The organism is Aeromonas sp. SCS5 (assembly GCF_001887375.1).
Taxonomy (GTDB): Bacteria; Pseudomonadota; Gammaproteobacteria; order Enterobacterales; family Aeromonadaceae; genus Aeromonas; species Aeromonas jandaei.
The window spans coordinates 172,462-188,532 of record NZ_LFCS01000003.1 but is presented as its reverse complement, the minus strand read 5'-3'; the positions used below and the strand labels follow the sequence as shown (position 1 = coordinate 188,532).

The following is a 16,071-nucleotide window of genomic DNA, read 5'->3' as shown; positions in this document are numbered from 1 at the left end:
CCACCTTCCGGTGGCTTTTTTCATTCTCTGGCACAGTCGCTGCATTGACCTATTCAGCAACTACTCAATGGAGGATGGAACATGAAACTGCAACCTTTGGCCCTGTTCCCCTTGCCTTCCCACATACTCCCGGGCGGCAAGCTGCCTCTGCGTTTGTTCGAACCCCGTCATCTGCAGATGCTCAAAGAGTCATTCATCAACGATCAGGGCTTTGGCATCGTGATGGAAGAGTCGACTACCTCGGGACAAGCAGGTCGCATCCTGCCGGTCGGTACCCGGGTCAAGGTGACCGACTTCTACACCCTGAACGATGGGATGCTGGGGATCACCGTACTGGGGCTGGAGCGCTTCTGCATCCACGAGATGGAGACCGACGAGCTGGGACTGCGTCGCGCCAAAGTGGAAACGCTGCCCAACTGGCCCAGCACCCACTCCGATTTCCACGACAAATTGCTGGTGAACCGCCTGCGCGAGGTGTTCGAGCAATATCCGGAACTTGATGAACTCTACCCGGAGAAGCGCTTTGAAGATGCAGCCTGGCTCTGTCAGCGCTGGCTCGAAATCCTGCCGATGCCGATTTATGAAAAGCAGATGCTGATAGCCAAACAGAACAGCGAAGCGGCTCGCAAATTCCTGCATCGCCTGATTTCACAATGACAAAAACAGCTTTGCAAAATGCAATTATTCCAACAATGAAAATCGAAAATTCGCATTTTGCAAATGAGTAGTAACACAACAAGCCATAACAAGAGAGAGCCGCTGCGCTAAACGGCCAAATTGAACATAAAAGAGTCATTTAAAAGTTGGCACAGATTTTTCATATAGATTTGTACAACCCGATTTATCCCGTGCTCTCTTCAGTATTTGCTGAAGATCTGGTCAACCCACAAAGTTGACCATTTTTTTATCCGCGCGTCGGCAAACGCTGACCAAAGTGTCGTTGCAAGCAGTCACGCAGCCGTGACAAGGTGATCGGCTTGGCGAGAAAATCATCCATCCCCTGCGCCAGACAGCAGGCCTTGTCCTCTGCCATCGCATTGGCCGTCAACGCGACGATGGGCATGGTGTAACCCATCTCCCGCAGCCGTCTGGTCGCCTCCAGCCCATCCATCTGCGGCATCCGCATATCCATCAGGATCAGATCCGGCTGCTGTTGCTCCACTTGCGCCAGCGCATCCAGCCCATTGACGGCCAACCGGACATGGCTCACCAGTTTTTGCAGCATCAGTGACACCACCAGCTGATTGACCGGGCTATCCTCCACCACCAGCACATCGAGCGGCTGCAGGGCGGGAGCACTCTCTTCCCGCGCTGGCTGGCAGTGACAGGGCAGCGCCATGTTGCTGAGCTCAAACCAGAAGCAACTCCCCTTGCCAGGCTCACTCTCCAGCCGGATCTCCCCACCCATCAGGGAAACCAGCCGCTTGCTGATGGCAAGGCCCAGGCCGGTCCCCGAGAAGCGACGGGTTGCCGAGTTATCAACCTGCGAGAAGGGTTCAAAAAGCTGGGCCTGATCCTCCGGGGCAATCCCGATCCCGGTATCACTCACCGAAACCCGCAATTTATCCTCATGCCAACTCAGCCGCAGGGTCACCCTCCCCTCATCGGTAAATTTGAGGGCGTTGTCGAGCAAATTGCCAATCACCTGGGAGAGCCGCATCGGATCTCCCTGTAACTCCCCGGGCACCACATCGTCTACTTCACAGCACAACTCGATCCCCTTGGCATCGGCCCTTGCCTGCAGCGGCTCGATAAGCGACTGGCAGAGGCGTTCTGTCTGCATCGTCTCGCAGTGAAATACCAGGGTCTGGGATTCGATTTTCGAGAAGTCGAGCACATCGTCGATGATGGTTTGCAGCAATCTGGCCGAGTGGGTCGCGTGACGCAGCAGGCTCTGCTGATCTGGTGCCAGCTCGGCATGTTGCAACAGATCGAGCATGCCCAGCACCGCATTCATCGGAGAGCGGATCTCGTGGGTCATCATGGCCAGAAACTGGGATTTGGCGCGGTTGGCCGCCTCGGCTTCGTCCCGCGCCCGAGCCAGCTCCTCCTCACGCCGGATCTGGCTGCTGATGTCCCGGGCAGTGCCGCGATAGCCGATAAAGTTGCGCTCTTCATCGAAGCTCGGCTCGGCGCTCACCTCCATCCAGCAAGGTCCTCCCTGCAGAGCGACCTGCATTCGCACTGCGCGAACCGGCTGACGCTGTTCCAGCAATTCGAGGTAGACGTTGGCTTCCCGGCTGCCCTTGTTGCAAACATAGTCATAGAGGGTCGGCCGGGTAGAGAGCGGCGTCTGCTCATCGAGATAGCCGGGCTCGGAGGCGTAGCTGAGTCTGTGCTCGGCATCCGTCTCCCAAAACCAGTCCGATGCCATGGCGGCAAAACTGCGAAAACGGCGCTTGCTGGCCTGCAGCGCCTCGGTCTTGGCCGCAACTTGCTCCTGCAAGCGGGCCCGATAAGTGATGTTGACCAGTGCCTGCGAGATGAGCGGGCGGCAGCGCTGCATCGCCGCCTTGCTGGTGAGATCGAACGTGCCGGCACGGGAGTGTCGACAGATGATGGTGGCACTGAATCCTGGGGCCTGCAGCCCGGTAAGCATCAGGCTCGCCCATCCCGGAACTGCAGCGAGATCCGCCAGCTCCGGCAACTGGGAAGGGTCGTAGATCACCAGCGTCTCTCCCGCAATCGCCCGGCCAAATGCCGGTGTCATGGCCCAGTTACGCCCCTGCTCCACAGGATCGGTAGTGAGATGGGTGACCCCTGCTTTTCCTTCCCAAGCCACCACATCCGCATGCTCAAATCCGATAAAGGGCTTGAGCACCTGGATGAGGCTCTCCAGCACCTGCTCCGGCGTCTGGGCATCGGCCAGTGTCGCTACCCCGCTCAGCAGGGTCTGGGATTCATGCCGGTATTTGGCCTCGCGCTCACGACAACGCATCAGATCGACCAGAGTGGTCTGCAGTTTGTCGCCCAGGGCTTCCAGTTCGCTGTTGCCAATCATCTTGTTGCCTGTTCTCTAACGGGTCAGGAAGATCACGCTCGATACCATCAGGTTGCCGTGAGCCAGCTCACCGTGGGGCAGCCGCCCCTGCTCGCCGAACGTAAAGGGAGTGATAAAAGGGATCTTGCCGAGACGAGCACGGCTCTGTTCGACAAACTCGCACAACATATCACCAAGCGCCAAACGACAACCAGCACAAAAGATGATAAGCGCGCCGATAGGCTGTAATTCAACATCGACACCATAGCCCGGCTCGATCCGGATTGCATTGAGGCTACGTTGCAGCAATCCCTCCTGACTGCTGTACATCAGGAGCAACCGTTCGCCCGGCGCCACGTCGGTAAAGAGGCGCAAGCCTCCCTGCTCGGTAACCGCCTCCGGATGAGAGAGCTTGTAATAGGGAATACCATCGAGGGAGCCCACCTGACGAGCCAGTGGATTGAGCGTGGTTTCGCGCAAGATGGGGCCCACAGGCCAGGGGGACTCGCGCCCGCACCAACGGGCATAGACCTCTGCGGCAGGCTGGTGATCAATAGTCAGCACCTCCCGCCCATGGCAGGCGGTGATCTCGCCGCTGCATTCGGCGGGGACGTAGCCGGAGTGAAACTGAAACGCGAGCTGGCAATCGGGATAGAGCACCGCCAGCACGATGCCATCGCGGGTCATCGACTCATCCCAACAGAGTTGCCAGTTGCCGCTAACGCTGTTGTCGGCCGCAGAGCCGCCGACCACGGGTACGGATGCGCCCAATTCTGCCTCAATGCCGGCCAGCAGACCTTCTTCCTGGCCGGGGCTGGCATGAAAGAGGATAAGCTGGGGCAGCTCGCCGGGTCGGCCACAGTCACTCATGGCGCGACGCAGCAACTGCCGCACATCAACCTGACTACCGCTGGCTCCTGCTATGCCGTAGGCACCCGCCTCATCGTAAAATGCCGCCGCAGCCAGACCATATCCCTGTCGGGCATGATGGCCCACCTCGGTCATCACCCCACCGCAGGAGCTGCACCCCAGAAAACGGGTGGTCGGGAATTGGCGTTTTAGCTCGGAACAGACTATCTCGCCCTCATGGGCCTCGGTAAAATAGATCAGCAACAGGGAGGGAGCCTGCATGGAATGGTGGCGCAGTCGCGCACAGATCTCTTGAGCCGCCAGCGCTGAACTTTCAGCGAGGGAGTGAACGGTCAGAAATTTCAACACCATCTCCTTGTCGTATTAACGGATGCCAACCGCAAGCAAAAATCATACCCTTATCAAACAATTACCTCGATTCACTTGCTAATATAGCGGTCAACTGAGACCAATGACAGGATGCCTTCATGTGGCAGAAAAACATCAATGACTTCGAGCGGGTCGTAGCCATCGGTGGTGGCCACGGTATGGGACGAGTGCTCTCATCCCTCTCGTTCTTGGGTCAACGCCTGACCGGCATAGTCACCACAACAGATGATGGTGGCTCCACCGGACGCCTGCGCAAGAGCCAGGATTGCATCGCCTGGGGCGATCTTCGCAACTGCCTCAATCAGCTGGTGACCGATCCCAGCATCGGCAGCATGCTGTTTGAATACCGCTTCGCCGGCCGGGGCGAACTGGCGGGACATAACCTCGGCAACCTGATGCTGCTGGCACTCGATAACCTCTGTGTCCGTCCTCTTGATGCTATCAAGCTGATCAGCGACATGCTCAAAATCGAGTCACAATTGTTACCCATGTCTGAATTTCCGACCGATCTTTGCGCCAACATGGAGTGTGGCACCCGGATCCTCGGAGAGGTCTCGATTGACCAGCTCGCCTCCCCACCGCTCTCTCTTGGCCTGATGCCCGAAGTGCAGGCCACCAGAGAGGCGGTACAGGCGCTGCAACAGGCGGATATGGTCATCCTCGGGCCGGGCAGTTTTCTCACCTCCATCATGCCCCCCCTGCTGCTGGCCGAGATCGCCCAGGCCATCAACGAGAGCAACGCCATGGTGGTCTTTATCTGCAATCTGGTAGCGGAGAAAGGGCCAGCTGGCCAGCTTGATCTGAAGAGCCAGTGTCGCTGGCTGGAATCAAGAATAGGTCAGGGACGGATTGACGCCATCCTCGCCCCCAGCGAGGCCGGAGGAGCAGGGGAGTGGCAAGGCAAACTGATCGAGGCGGAGTTGGGGGAGAGCGAACTGCCTCACCGCCACGATCGCTTGAAGCTGAAACTTGCGCTGGACAGAGTGATCCAGCATCTGCTCAACGCACGCTGATTAATCTGCATGCGCCGAACCAAACAGCCTCACTGATAGGTTGCGAGGAAAGAGAGAACCTGGGGCAGGGAGTGCTCCAACTCTTGCAATTGACGCCCCGCTTCACCGGCATCGGCCTGCTTGCAGGCCATCTCCAGCGCCATCACCTGCTGGTAGCTGGGCATGGCGCCGTAGCTGCCACAGGATGATTTCATGCTGTGGGCCACTCTGGCCAGTTGTGCCCAATCGCCCCGCTCATAGAGTGGCCTGAGCTGACCCAACTGCTCACCCACCTCTTCGATAAAGACAGAGATCACCACCGGCAACATCTCCTGACCAATGTCATCGGCCAACTGCTGCAATACCTTGCGATCTACCCACTCCATGTGTGCCTCCCCTGAAAGGTATTCAAACAGACCATACTATAGATAATTCCATCAACAAGATCGCCTGCACAGCCGTTATTCCTCTGATGATGAAGTGAGCTCCAAGGTGGAAAACGTGAGAGATCTCTCACTATCGATACAGTGCAAATGGCAAAAGATACAAAAAAGTTGCCGTAAATTAACAACTAGATAACAATTCGTTTTGTCAGAGTGATATTGCTCAGCAACACCTCTCATCCCTTTTTGCCTTTATGGCTGCTGCGAAGAACCAGGGTAGTTTTCTACCCTGGTATTTTTTTTATGGTGTGACGCTGATTTGGTTAGTCGCCACCCGCTCCCCAAGCCGGAACAGATTGAATTCGCCGGGGGCCATCTTGATCCAGTTCTCATTGCCGGTCAGCGGCCGCGTCGTGACCAGCGTCACCACATCGTTGGGTGTGGTCTCGCTCTGGAAATCGATCACCACCTCTTCATCCAGCAAACTCGCCTCGCCAAAAGGTGCGCAGCGAGTCAGCCAGTGCAGGTTGTTGCTGCAGTAGGTCATCACATACTCCCCGTCCGAGAGCAGCATGTTGAACACCCCCAACCCCCTGAGCTCATCACACAAGGTGGCCATATAGCGAAACATGGCGGGAAAGTTGGCGGGACGCTTGGGGTACTTCTGCTCCAACCGGTCGAGCAGCCAGCAGAAAGCGTGTTCGCTGTCGGTGTCTCCAACCGGTCGATGTCGCCCGGTTGGCAACTTCTTGTAGCCGGTGAGCTGGCCATTGTGGGCAAAAGTCCAGTAACGGCCCCACAGCTCGCGGGTAAAGGGGTGGGTATTTTCCAGCGAGACGCAGCCACGGTTGGCCTGGCGGATATGGCTGACGACGGCGCAGCTCTTGATGGGCAGCGCCTGTACCAGTCTGGCGATGGGTGACTGGGCGCTGGGTTCGGGATCTTTGAAGGTGCGAAAGCCCTTCCCTTCGTAAAAGGTAATGCCCCAGCCATCCTTGTGGGGGCCGGTCTTGCCGCCACGCAGCATCAAGCCGGTAAAACTGAAACAGATATCGGTCGGCACATTGGCACTCATGCCGAGCAGTTCGCACATATCCGGATGCCCCCTTCCTTGACTACATAACAACTGGCTTCGCACTCGGGCTGGCCAGCAAAACCCGGATTAGAAGAGCAGAGAGGAGTGTATCACTGGTACTCCTCCCTGCACCTTTATCGACGAGTTGCCGATTACTTGGCCATCTCTTTTTCGACCAGCTGGATCAGGATGTGGATCACCTTGATGTGCACTTCCTGAATGCGATCGGCATAGCCAAAGTGCGGCACCCGGATCTCGATGTCGGCCAGACCGGCCATCTTGCCGCCATCCTTGCCGGTCAGGGCGATCACTTTCATCCCCTTGGCGCGGGCAGCTTCGATGGCCTTGATGATATTGCCGGAGTTGCCGCTGGTGGAGATACCGAGCAGCACGTCGCCACGACGGCCGACCGCTTCCACATAACGGGAGAATACGTAGTCATAGCCAAAATCGTTGGAGACACAGGAGAGGTGGCTCGGATCGGAGATGGCGATACCGGCGTAACCCGGGCGGTTCTCGCGATAGCGGCCGGTCAGCTCTTCGGCAAAATGCATGGCATCGCAGTGGGAGCCGCCATTGCCGCAGGAGAGCACCTTGCCCTCCTCCTTGAAGGAGTCGGCCAGCAGCTTGGCAGCCGCTTCGATGTTTTTCAGGTTCTGCTCGTCAGCCAGGAAAGCCTGCAGCACGCTGGCAGCTTCAGTCAGTTCGTTGCGGATCAATTCTTGGTACATGATGTCTCTTCCACTGTTTTTAGTGTGCGTGTAAGTCACCGCTATTCTCGCACAAGCCAATCCCGGAGTCGCCCCCTCCCCCTGCAACACAACCCTGTTGCCACGAGCGTTACGGGGATCACAGTCGCAAGGTAATGAAGATGTAAACAGCTTGATAACTTTGTGCGTATGAATTACAACAGGGGCCACATCCAACAGGTCTGACCTCTGGATCAGTGACGCCACGTTGGCAATCTTTCACGCAAGGAGCAAGCAATGACGACGACCCTCACTCTGCTCGGGGTGATCCTGGTTATCGGAGCCCTGGCCTACCGCCGGACATCCCTGTTCATCTCCACCCTGGTCACCGGCGCGACGCTGGTGCTTGGTGCTATCTATGGTCATGTGCCCTTGCTGGTCTGGGCGCTGTTTGCGGTGATCGCCATCCCGCTCAACCTGGTGGAATTTCGCCGCACCCAGATAACCAAGCCGCTGTTCAAACTCTACAAATCGATCATGCCGGAGATGTCTCGCACCGAGAAAGAGGCGATTGAAGCGGGTACTACCTGGTGGGAAGCCGATCTGTTCGCGGGCAACCCGAACTGGAAAAAACTGCACGCCATTCCGGTCAGTACCCTCTCTGCCGAAGAGCAGGCCTTCCTCGACGGCCCGGTAGAAACCGTCTGCCGCATGGTCAGCGACTGGGAAGTGACCCACGAGCGCGCGGATCTCTCCCCCGAGGTGTGGCAATACCTGAAGGACAACAAGTTCTTCGCCATGATCATCAAGAAGAAATATGGCGGTCTGGAGTTCTCGGCCTACGCCCAGTCCTGCGTCCTGCAAAAACTGTGCGGCGCCAGCGCCGTGCTCGCCTCCACCGTCGGCGTACCCAACTCGCTGGGCCCGGGCGAACTGCTGCAGCACTACGGCACTGACGAACAGAAGGATTACTACCTGCCCCGCCTGGCGGTAGGTAAAGAGATCCCCTGCTTCGCCCTGACCAGCCCGGAAGCGGGTTCTGATGCCGGCTCCATCCCCGACTTCGGTATCGTCTGCAAAGGCGAGTGGGAAGGCAAAGAGGTGCTCGGCATGCGCCTCACCTGGAACAAGCGCTACATCACCCTCGCCCCCATCGCCACCGTCCTGGGTCTCGCCTTCAAACTGCGTGACCCCGAGCACCTGCTGGGTGACGAGGAAGAGCTCGGCATCACCTGCGCTCTGATCCCTACTCACATCAAGGGTGTCGGCATTGGGCGTCGCCACTTCCCGCTCAACGTGCCGTTCCAGAACGGTCCGACTCAGGGCAAGGATGTGTTCGTCCCGCTCGATTTCATCATCGGCGGCCCGGCCATGGCCGGTCAGGGCTGGCGCATGCTGGTCGAGTGTCTGTCGGTAGGCCGCGGCATCACCCTGCCCTCCAACAGCACCGGTGGTGTCAAGATGCTGGCCCTGGCGAGCGGTGCCTACAGCCGCATCCGTCGCCAGTTCAAGCTGCCCATCGGCAAAATGGAAGGGATTGAAGAGCCGCTGGCCCGCATCGGCGGCAACGCCTATATCATGGGCGCTGCAGCCAACCTGACCGTGACCGGTATCGACCTTGGCGAGAAGCCCTCGGTCATCTCCGCCATCGTCAAATACCACCTCACCGACCGTGCCCAGAAGTGCATCATCGATGCCATGGACATCCACGGCGGCAAGGCCATCTGCATGGGCCCCAACAATTATCTGGCTCGTGGCTATCAGGGTGCCCCCATCGCCGTGACGGTGGAAGGGGCCAACATCCTGACTCGCAGCATGATCATCTACGGTCAGGGCGCCATCCGCTGCCATCCGTACGTGTTGCCGGAGATGCTGGCGGCCAGCCACCCGGATCAGGAGCAGGCCCTCAAGGACTTCGACAAAGCGGTATTCAGCCACGTCGGTTTTGCCATCAGCAACCTGGTACGCAGCTTCTGGCTGGGTGTGACTGGCGCCCGCTTTGCCGCAGCACCTTATGGCGACCAGACCAAAGGCTACTACCAGAAGCTCTCCCGCCTCTCTGCCAACCTGGCCTTCCTGTCAGACATGGCGATGAGCACCCTGGGTGGTGAGCTCAAGCGCAAGGAGCGGGTCTCCGCCCGCCTTGGCGACGTGCTGAGCCAGCTCTATCTGGCCTCCAGCGCCCTCAAGCGCTATCAGGATGAGGGACGCCAGCAGGCCGACCTGCCGCTGCTGCACTGGGCGCTGCAAGATGCTCTGTTCAAGGCACAAGAGGCGATCGACGAGCTGCTGCGCAACTTCCCGAACCGCTGGATTGGCCTCGCCCTGCGCGCCGTGGTGTTGCCGCTGGGTCGCGACATGAAGCGTCCGAGCGACAAGCTGGACAACCAGGTTGCCCGCCTGCTGCAAACTCCGAGTGAGACCCGCAGCCGCCTGGCCAAGGGCCAGTACCTGACCCGCGAAGAGGGTAACCCCTTCGGTCTGCTGGAACAGGCGCTCGATGACGTGCTGGCTGCCGAGCCGCTGTTTGACAAGGTGTGCAAGGCTGACGGCATCAAGCGCCCCTTCCTGGCTCTGGACAAGGTGGCCGACATCGGTCTGGCGGCTGGCGTGCTGAGCCAGAGCGAAGCGGAGCTGCTGCGCCGCGCCGAAGTAAGTCGCCTGCGCACCATCAACGTCGATGACTTTGACCCCATCGATCTGGTAGCCAACAAGAAGCTGTTTGAAGCCTCGGCTTACCATCGCGCCGCCTGATATCAAGGCATTCTGACAACGCCTCCCTTGTGGAGGCGTTTTTTATTTCATGCCTGCAACAGCGTGCACCAGCTCCCCCGACCAGCGCCCTTCCCCGTGTTCTCGCCCGCAAAACAGTGCACAATAGCCGGCAAACCGAATCACAAAGGAAGCCAGGATGACCCTTGAGCACCTGATCCAGTGGCGCCGCGACCTGCACCGCCTGCCGGAAGCGGCCTGGAAAGAGTTTCGTACCACCAGCCTGATTGCCCACCATCTGAATGAACTCGGCTATCACATCGTGCTTGGCGACAAGCTGCTGGCCAGCAATCTGATGATGGGGCGCGATGTCGATGTGGCCGCCGAGAAAGCCCGCGCCCGCCGTCAGGGTGCCCATCCCGACTGGCTGGAGCGCATTGGCGACGTGACCGGGCTGATGGGAGAGCTGGATACCGGCCGCCCTGGCCCGACTCTGGCCTTTCGTTTCGACATCGATGCCGTGGAGGTGGAGGAGTCTGCCGCCGAGCAGCACCTGCCGCAGCAGGAGGGCTTTGCGTCCCACAACAAGGGGTGGATGCACGCCTGTGCCCACGATGGCCATACTGCCATTGGGCTGGGGCTGGCCAGCCGCCTGATGGCGATGAAAGAGGAGCTGTGCGGACGCATCAAGCTCTTCTTCCAACCCGCTGAAGAGGGGTGTCGCGGTGGCAAGGCGCTAGCCGCAGGCGGGGCCCTCGATGATGTGGATGCCCTGCTCTCGCTCCATATCGGCATTCACGCCGGCAGCGGCGAGCTGGTGATCAACCCCACCGAGTTCCTCTGCTCAACCAAGTTCGACGTGCACTTCATGGGCACCGCCGCCCATGCCGGGCTCGAACCCAATGCCGGCAGCAATGCGCTGGCTGCCGCCTGCATGGCCACCACCGCCATGCTCGGCATTCCGCGCCACCGCGACGGCATGACCCGCATCAACATCGGCCAACTCCACGCCGGCAGCGGGCGCAACGTCATTCCCGACCATGCCGAACTGCACGGTGAGACCCGCGGCGCCGACAGCGCCCTCAACGACTACATGTTCAGCCAGGTGCAACGCATCGTCGAAGGCTCCGCCCTTGCCCACGGCGTCACCTACCGCATCATCAAGCAGGGTGAGGCCATCGCGCTTGATAACAGCCCGGCGCTGCAGGCCGAGCTGGCGGCGCTGGCTCGCAAGCAGGGGCTCGCCACCATCCAGACTCGCCGCTTTGGCGCCAGCGAAGATGCCGGTTTTCTGATGGAGCGGGTGCAAAAGCAGGGTGGCGAAGCGGCTTACCTGATCCTTGGCGCCGATCTGGCAGCGCCGCACCACCACAACGCCTTCGATTTCGACGAGCGGGTGATGCAGAGCGGGGTTGATCTGCTGGCGGCGTGGGCCCACGCCAGACTGGGGAATTGCGCTCATATCAAGGAATAAACCCGGTGGCCATCAGCTCGGAAACCTGAGCAAACAGGATCAAAAAAGGCGCCCATTGGCGCCTTTTTATTTGCCAACCGCTTGCTGCGGCGCAATGTCACTCAGCCGGTTGGCCATCACCGCGCTTGCGGTTGGTATTGGGACGACCGCCGGTCACAGCATCGGCACGCCCCTCCTCCTTGGCCTTCTCGGCCCTCTTTTTGCGCATCTCGCGCGGATCGGCGATGAGAGGGCGATAGATCTCGATGCGATCGCCATCCTGCAGCAGATCGCTCCCTTTTACCGGACGGCTATAGATGCCGAACTTGTTGACCGACAAGTCGATCTCGGGGTGCTTCTGCACGATGCCGGACTGCTCGATGGCTGCTTGTACGCAGGTCTCGGGAGATACCCGCAGCGCAATCACCGTCTGGCGCTGCGGCAGGGCATAGACCACTTCGATATTGAGCTGATCAGGCACCGTACACCACCTTGGCCCGGTTGGAGAAGGCGGAGACCATGGAGCTCACCAGATCGCGGAACACCTGGCCAAAGGCCACTTCGATGAGCTTGGAGGTAAATTCGAAATCGAGGTCAAACTCCACCTTGCAGGCATCCACATCGAGAGGAGTAAAGGTCCACCAACCCGCCAGCTTGCTGAAGGGGCCGTCCACCAGCTCCATCCTGATCTGGCGGTTTACATCCAGCTGGTTGCGGGTAGTAAAGGTTTTGGCGATGCCCGCCTTGGCCACATCGACCGACGCCATCATGTAATCGTCACCCGCCTCATGAACACGGCTGCCAACACAGCCGGGTAGAAACTGCGGATAGGCATTCACATCGTTGACCAACTTGAACATCTGTTCGGCACTGAACATCACCAGGGCACTGCGAGTAATACGGGGCATGGCTTTTCCTCATCCAATCGCCGAGATTTTATCACCATGTTGGCGCTTTTGGAGGTAAAACCTCGGCCAAACTGCTCAGAAAGCGGCCACTTGACCCGTCGCGCGTTTTACAGCCGCCCCCGCCTACGTATAATACGAGCCTCCTAGTCATTGCCGGAAATCGCCCGTCATGAGCAAAAAAAACAGTAAAAACAAAGCCGGGTCCAGCACCATTGCACTCAACAGAACCGCGCGCCACGAATACTTCATCGAAGAGAAGATCGAAGCGGGTCTGTCCCTGCAAGGGTGGGAAGTCAAATCCCTGCGGGCGGGCAAGGCCAACATCAGCGAAGCCTATGTCATCTTCCGCGATGGCGAAGCCTACCTGTTCGGCTCCAGCTTCCTGCCACTGCAAGCGGCCTCCAGCCATGTGGTGTGTGACCCGACCCGTACCCGCAAACTGCTGCTGAGCCGTCGTGAACTCGACAAACTCGAAAGCCTGATTGCCCGTCAGGGCTATACCGTCGTACCCCTCGCCCTCTACTGGAAACAGTGCTGGGTCAAGGTCGAGATCGGTCTGGTGAAGGGCAAGAAAGAGCACGATAAGCGCGAAGATACCAAGGCCCGCGAGTGGGATCGGGAAAAAGCGCGCATCATGAAGAACAAGTACCGCGGCTAACCCTCTGATGTCCGGACGATTCCCGTCCGGACACCTCACTTCCGGTTCCCCTCCCCCGGTCACTGCGCACAATAAATCGGCAAACAGACCACCCGCTGGCGGGAATAGCCATCAACGCCTTGCCATACCAGCATTTTTGCGTACAATCGCTCTTAACAACTTGGGGCTGATTCTGGATTCGACAAGATTCACGAAACCCAAGGTGCATGCCGAGGTGCGGTAGGCCTCGTTAATAAACCGCAAAAAAATAGTCGCAAACGACGAAAACTACGCACTCGCAGCTTAATAACCTGCGCTGAGCCCTTCTACCCTAGCTTGCCTGTGTCCTAGGGAATCGGAAGGTCATCCTTCACAGGATCGTGTGGAAGTCCTGCTCGGGGCGGAAGCATTAAAACCAATCGAGCTAGTCAATTCGTGGCGTGTCTCTCCGCAGCGGGTTGGCGAATGTAAAGAGTGACTAAGCATGTAGTGCCAAGGATGTAGTAATTTTGGACGGGGGTTCAAATCCCCCCAGCTCCACCAAACGTTTGGAAAGGGCCACCTCGCAAGAGGTGGTCCTTTTTATTTCTCCGTTTTCGGCAAACACCCAACCCGCACAATATCACCGCTGATCTAGCTATGGCTTACAAAGTGTTGTCGGTTCAGGCATCAGGGTGATGGTCATGACGATGCTCATGGTGTCACCGCGCTGCAGCAGACGCAGGCCGGGGTGACCGGCCATATGGTGGGCATTGGCGGCATGACTCTGGGGCTCAAGACAAACAAAACCGCTCGCTTCATCCGGCTGATAGAGCATCAGGAAGGAGGCGTCGCTGGCCACCTTCAACCGCTGCCGACGAGCGGGATGCTCCAGCTCGGCCTGACCGCGCCAGCCGCCGTAACAGTGGTTGAGCCATCCTTGCGGGCGTTGCCACTGGCGAAAATCGAGGTGGGGCGCCAGCCTGCTCGACCAGTCGATCGGCAGATGATCTGCTCCCTCTTGCCAGACGCCGCTCGCCAGAAAACGGATGCGGGTCTGCTCGTCGCGCCAGAAGAAGGGGTGAAAACCCGCGCCGTAGAGACAGGGGCTCTCCCCGAGATGGGTCAGGCTGATCCGCGCCACCAGGCTCGCCCCCTGCAGCCGATAGTCGATCTCCGCCAGATAGTGAAAGGGACCATTCTGGCTGTTGAGCTGCAAAGTCACCGAGCTGTCGGTCAACGCCACTGGTTGCCATCGCTGTAGCCAGCCATCCCCATGCAAAAAGAAATCGGGATCGAGCTCGCTCGCGGGCAATGCACACGCCTCTCCCCACAACTCAAAACGGTTGCCTGCGACCCGGTTGGCCAGCGGCACCATGGGAAAGAGGGCACTTTCGCCGGGATGCCATTGCCCGGGGTTGCAAGATGCATCGGGATTGGTGTCACGCAGCAACGGTCGCCCCTGCTCATCCTCCAGCCCCAACACACAGGCCCCTTGTGTTGAAACCCGCATCCTAAGATGCGGGTTGCTCAATGTGTAAACCGTCATGCCGAGGCGCTAGCCTTGGTCGGCGTCAGTTCGACCTTGCCCTGCGCCAGTTGGGCTTCCAGTGCCTCCAGCGTCACCCCTTTGGTCTCAGGCACCTTGCGGTAGATGAAGATCAGCCCGGCAAAACAGATGATGCCGTAGAGCAGGAAGCTGCCTGCGGCCCCCAGCCCGGCGTTAAGCAGCGGGAAGGTGTAGGTCAGCACGAAGCAGGCGATCCAGAGCGCCAGCGTACCGGCCGACATCGCCAGCCCGCGTACCCGGTTCGGGAAGATCTCCGAAAGCAGCACCCAGGTCACCGGCGCCAGCGTCAGCGCATAGATGGCGATGGCCGCCAGCACCAGCAGCAACACCGGCAAGCCCAACACGCCACTGGCATAGGCCGCGGCCATCATGCCGTAGATGATGGTGAGACCAGCCGAGCCAATCAGCATCAGCTTGCGACGGCCAATCTTGTCCACCATGGGCAGCGCGATCAGGGTAAACAGCAGGTTGATAAGACCGGTGGCGACGATGGATTTGAGGGTGCTGTTGATGTCAAACCCGGCGGAGGCAAAGATCTCCTGCGCGTAGTTGAAGATGACGTTGATGCCGCACCACTGCTGGAATACCGCCAGCACCATGCCGATGATGAGGATGGGGCGCACCGAGGGCTTGCCCAACTCCGCCAGCGATACCTTGTGCGCTGACTCCCCCACCAGAGTCTGGCGGATCTCGGCCAGCGTCTGCTTGGCATAGGCATCCCCACCAATCTTGCCGAGCATGCGGGCCGCCTGCTCATACTGGCCATCTTTGGCCAGCCAGCGCGGTGACTCCGGCACGAAGAACATCAGCACCAGAAACGCCAGCGCCGGCACCAGTTCAGCACCGAACATCCAGCGCCAGCCGGACTGGCCGTTCCAGGTGGCCAGAATATCGGCCTGAGTGGCATTGCTCGCTACCGGATCGGCGATCATCAGGTTCACCAGCTGAGCAGCCAGCACACCGATGACAATGGTGAGCTGGTTGATGGCGACGAACTTGCCCCGCTTGTCGGCCGGGCTGATCTCGGCGATGTACATGGGCGAGAGCGCAGAAGCCAGACCGATACCGATCCCCCCTACGATGCGATAGACCACGAACAAATCGAAGTTGCTGGCCGCAGCCGTGCCCCATGCCGAGATGGTAAACAGGATGGCGGCCAGGATCAGCGGCTTCTTGCGGCCGAAGCGGTCGGCTGACCAGCCAGAGATAGCTGCCCCCAGCACACAGCCCACCAGCGCCGAGCTCATTGCCCAGCCCGACTGGGCCGGATCGGTGATGGAGAAATAGGCCTCATAGAAGGGCTTGGCCCCACCGATGACCACCCAGTCGTAACCAAACAGCAGACCTCCGCAGGCGGCCACCAGGCAGATCATCCAGACGTAGCCCATGTTGAGCCGGTGCGTATCCGAGCGATGTTGAGTGTGTTCCATGACTCATCCTTATTATCTTGTCGA

General features: G+C 59.2%; 14 protein-coding genes and 1 other RNA gene. 6 read left to right on the top strand and 9 right to left on the bottom strand.

The genetic code is table 11. From position 1 onward, the window contains the following. The first annotated feature begins 81 nt into the window (after positions 1 to 81). Positions 82 to 657 (top strand): LON peptidase substrate-binding domain-containing protein, encoded by a 576-nt coding sequence (locus tag BS300_RS03950; protein ID WP_033114984.1) that lies wholly within the window; start codon positions 82 to 84, stop codon positions 655 to 657. A 247-nt stretch (positions 658 to 904) separates the two neighbouring features. Here BS300_RS03950 and BS300_RS03945 read toward each other — a convergent pair whose 3' ends face one another. Both BS300_RS03945 and BS300_RS03940 read right to left on the bottom strand, forming a co-directional pair. Next, positions 905 to 3,001: a PAS domain-containing hybrid sensor histidine kinase/response regulator gene (locus BS300_RS03945; RefSeq protein WP_071910915.1), complete on the bottom strand. Its 2,097-nt coding sequence runs from the start codon at positions 2,999 to 3,001 to the stop codon at positions 905 to 907. Between the two features lie 15 nt (positions 3,002 to 3,016). Beyond that, complete coding sequence (locus tag BS300_RS03940) at positions 3,017 to 4,201, bottom strand: FIST N-terminal domain-containing protein (protein ID WP_041208741.1); 1,185 nt, start codon at positions 4,199 to 4,201, stop codon at positions 3,017 to 3,019. A gap of 116 nt (positions 4,202 to 4,317) precedes the next feature. Here BS300_RS03940 and yvcK point away from each other — a divergent pair, with 116 nt between their 5' ends. After that, positions 4,318 to 5,232 carry a uridine diphosphate-N-acetylglucosamine-binding protein YvcK gene (gene yvcK / locus BS300_RS03935; RefSeq protein ID WP_071910913.1) on the top strand — a complete coding sequence of 305 codons (915 nt, stop codon included), beginning with the start codon at positions 4,318 to 4,320 and terminating at the stop codon, positions 5,230 to 5,232. Positions 5,233 to 5,261: 29 nt separating this feature from the next. Here the strand turns inward: yvcK and BS300_RS03930 are convergent, their stop codons facing one another. The 3 genes from BS300_RS03930 to lpcA form a co-directional block, all read right to left on the bottom strand. Continuing rightward, positions 5,262 to 5,597, bottom strand: a complete 336-nt coding sequence (locus tag BS300_RS03930; protein WP_071910911.1) for an Hpt domain-containing protein — start codon at positions 5,595 to 5,597, stop codon at positions 5,262 to 5,264. 298 nt (positions 5,598 to 5,895) lie between these two features. Beyond that, positions 5,896 to 6,687: a class II glutamine amidotransferase gene (locus BS300_RS03925; protein WP_071910909.1), complete on the bottom strand. Its 792-nt coding sequence runs from the start codon at positions 6,685 to 6,687 to the stop codon at positions 5,896 to 5,898. 134 nt (positions 6,688 to 6,821) lie between these two features. Then, on the bottom strand, positions 6,822 to 7,400 hold the full coding sequence (gene lpcA / locus BS300_RS03920) for a D-sedoheptulose 7-phosphate isomerase (protein ID WP_033114978.1): 579 nt from the start codon (positions 7,398 to 7,400) through the stop codon (positions 6,822 to 6,824). A gap of 255 nt (positions 7,401 to 7,655) precedes the next feature. Between lpcA and fadE the strand changes: the two genes are divergently transcribed. Beyond that, positions 7,656 to 10,112 carry an acyl-CoA dehydrogenase FadE gene (gene fadE / locus BS300_RS03915; protein WP_071910907.1) on the top strand — a complete coding sequence of 819 codons (2,457 nt, stop codon included), beginning with the start codon at positions 7,656 to 7,658 and terminating at the stop codon, positions 10,110 to 10,112. A 157-nt stretch (positions 10,113 to 10,269) separates the two neighbouring features. Then, complete coding sequence (locus tag BS300_RS03910) at positions 10,270 to 11,544, top strand: amidohydrolase (RefSeq protein WP_071910905.1); 1,275 nt, start codon at positions 10,270 to 10,272, stop codon at positions 11,542 to 11,544. A gap of 97 nt (positions 11,545 to 11,641) precedes the next feature. Here BS300_RS03910 and BS300_RS03905 read toward each other — a convergent pair whose 3' ends face one another. Both BS300_RS03905 and BS300_RS03900 read right to left on the bottom strand, forming a co-directional pair. Beyond that, positions 11,642 to 12,004 (bottom strand): RnfH family protein, encoded by a 363-nt coding sequence (locus BS300_RS03905; RefSeq protein ID WP_005344097.1) that lies wholly within the window; start codon positions 12,002 to 12,004, stop codon positions 11,642 to 11,644. Then, complete coding sequence (locus tag BS300_RS03900) at positions 11,997 to 12,431, bottom strand: SRPBCC family protein (protein ID WP_005344096.1); 435 nt, start codon at positions 12,429 to 12,431, stop codon at positions 11,997 to 11,999. Before BS300_RS03900 ends, BS300_RS03905 begins: the two co-directional genes overlap by 8 nt. A 169-nt stretch (positions 12,432 to 12,600) precedes the next feature. Between BS300_RS03900 and smpB the strand changes: the two genes are divergently transcribed. Together smpB and ssrA are read left to right on the top strand one after the other, a co-directional pair. Then, a complete protein-coding gene (gene smpB, locus BS300_RS03895) occupies positions 12,601 to 13,089 on the top strand; it encodes an SsrA-binding protein SmpB (RefSeq protein WP_005344095.1) in 489 nt (162 codons plus the stop codon). A 162-nt stretch (positions 13,090 to 13,251) separates the two neighbouring features. Further along, positions 13,252 to 13,611: a transfer-messenger RNA gene (gene ssrA / locus BS300_RS03890) on the top strand. A 94-nt stretch (positions 13,612 to 13,705) separates the two neighbouring features. Here the strand turns inward: ssrA and BS300_RS03885 are convergent. Both BS300_RS03885 and BS300_RS03880 read right to left on the bottom strand, forming a co-directional pair. After that, complete coding sequence (locus BS300_RS03885) at positions 13,706 to 14,596, bottom strand: aldose 1-epimerase (RefSeq protein WP_071910902.1); 891 nt, start codon at positions 14,594 to 14,596, stop codon at positions 13,706 to 13,708. Continuing rightward, positions 14,593 to 16,047 (bottom strand): sugar porter family MFS transporter, encoded by a 1,455-nt coding sequence (locus BS300_RS03880; protein ID WP_071910901.1) that lies wholly within the window; start codon positions 16,045 to 16,047, stop codon positions 14,593 to 14,595. Before BS300_RS03880 ends, BS300_RS03885 begins: the two co-directional genes overlap by 4 nt. Positions 16,048 to 16,071 lie beyond the last annotated feature (24 nt).

Excerpts from the sequence above, each read along its gene's own strand:
- BS300_RS03950 (WP_033114984.1), top strand. The coding sequence starts at position 82 with ATGAAACTGCAACCTTTGGCCCTGTTCCCCTTGCCTTCCCACATACTC.
- BS300_RS03945 (WP_071910915.1), bottom strand. The coding sequence starts at position 3,001 with ATGATTGGCAACAGCGAACTGGAAGCCCTGGGCGACAAACTGCAGACC.
- BS300_RS03940 (WP_041208741.1), bottom strand. The coding sequence starts at position 4,201 with ATGGTGTTGAAATTTCTGACCGTTCACTCCCTCGCTGAAAGTTCAGCG.
- yvcK (WP_071910913.1), top strand. The coding sequence starts at position 4,318 with ATGTGGCAGAAAAACATCAATGACTTCGAGCGGGTCGTAGCCATCGGT.
- BS300_RS03930 (WP_071910911.1), bottom strand. The coding sequence starts at position 5,597 with ATGGAGTGGGTAGATCGCAAGGTATTGCAGCAGTTGGCCGATGACATT.
- BS300_RS03925 (WP_071910909.1), bottom strand. The coding sequence starts at position 6,687 with ATGTGCGAACTGCTCGGCATGAGTGCCAATGTGCCGACCGATATCTGT.
- lpcA (WP_033114978.1), bottom strand. The coding sequence starts at position 7,400 with ATGTACCAAGAATTGATCCGCAACGAACTGACTGAAGCTGCCAGCGTG.
- fadE (WP_071910907.1), top strand. The coding sequence starts at position 7,656 with ATGACGACGACCCTCACTCTGCTCGGGGTGATCCTGGTTATCGGAGCC.
- BS300_RS03910 (WP_071910905.1), top strand. The coding sequence starts at position 10,270 with ATGACCCTTGAGCACCTGATCCAGTGGCGCCGCGACCTGCACCGCCTG.
- BS300_RS03900 (WP_005344096.1), bottom strand. The coding sequence starts at position 12,431 with ATGCCCCGTATTACTCGCAGTGCCCTGGTGATGTTCAGTGCCGAACAG.
- smpB (WP_005344095.1), top strand. The coding sequence starts at position 12,601 with ATGAGCAAAAAAAACAGTAAAAACAAAGCCGGGTCCAGCACCATTGCA.
- BS300_RS03885 (WP_071910902.1), bottom strand. The coding sequence starts at position 14,596 with ATGACGGTTTACACATTGAGCAACCCGCATCTTAGGATGCGGGTTTCA.
- BS300_RS03880 (WP_071910901.1), bottom strand. The coding sequence starts at position 16,047 with ATGGAACACACTCAACATCGCTCGGATACGCACCGGCTCAACATGGGC.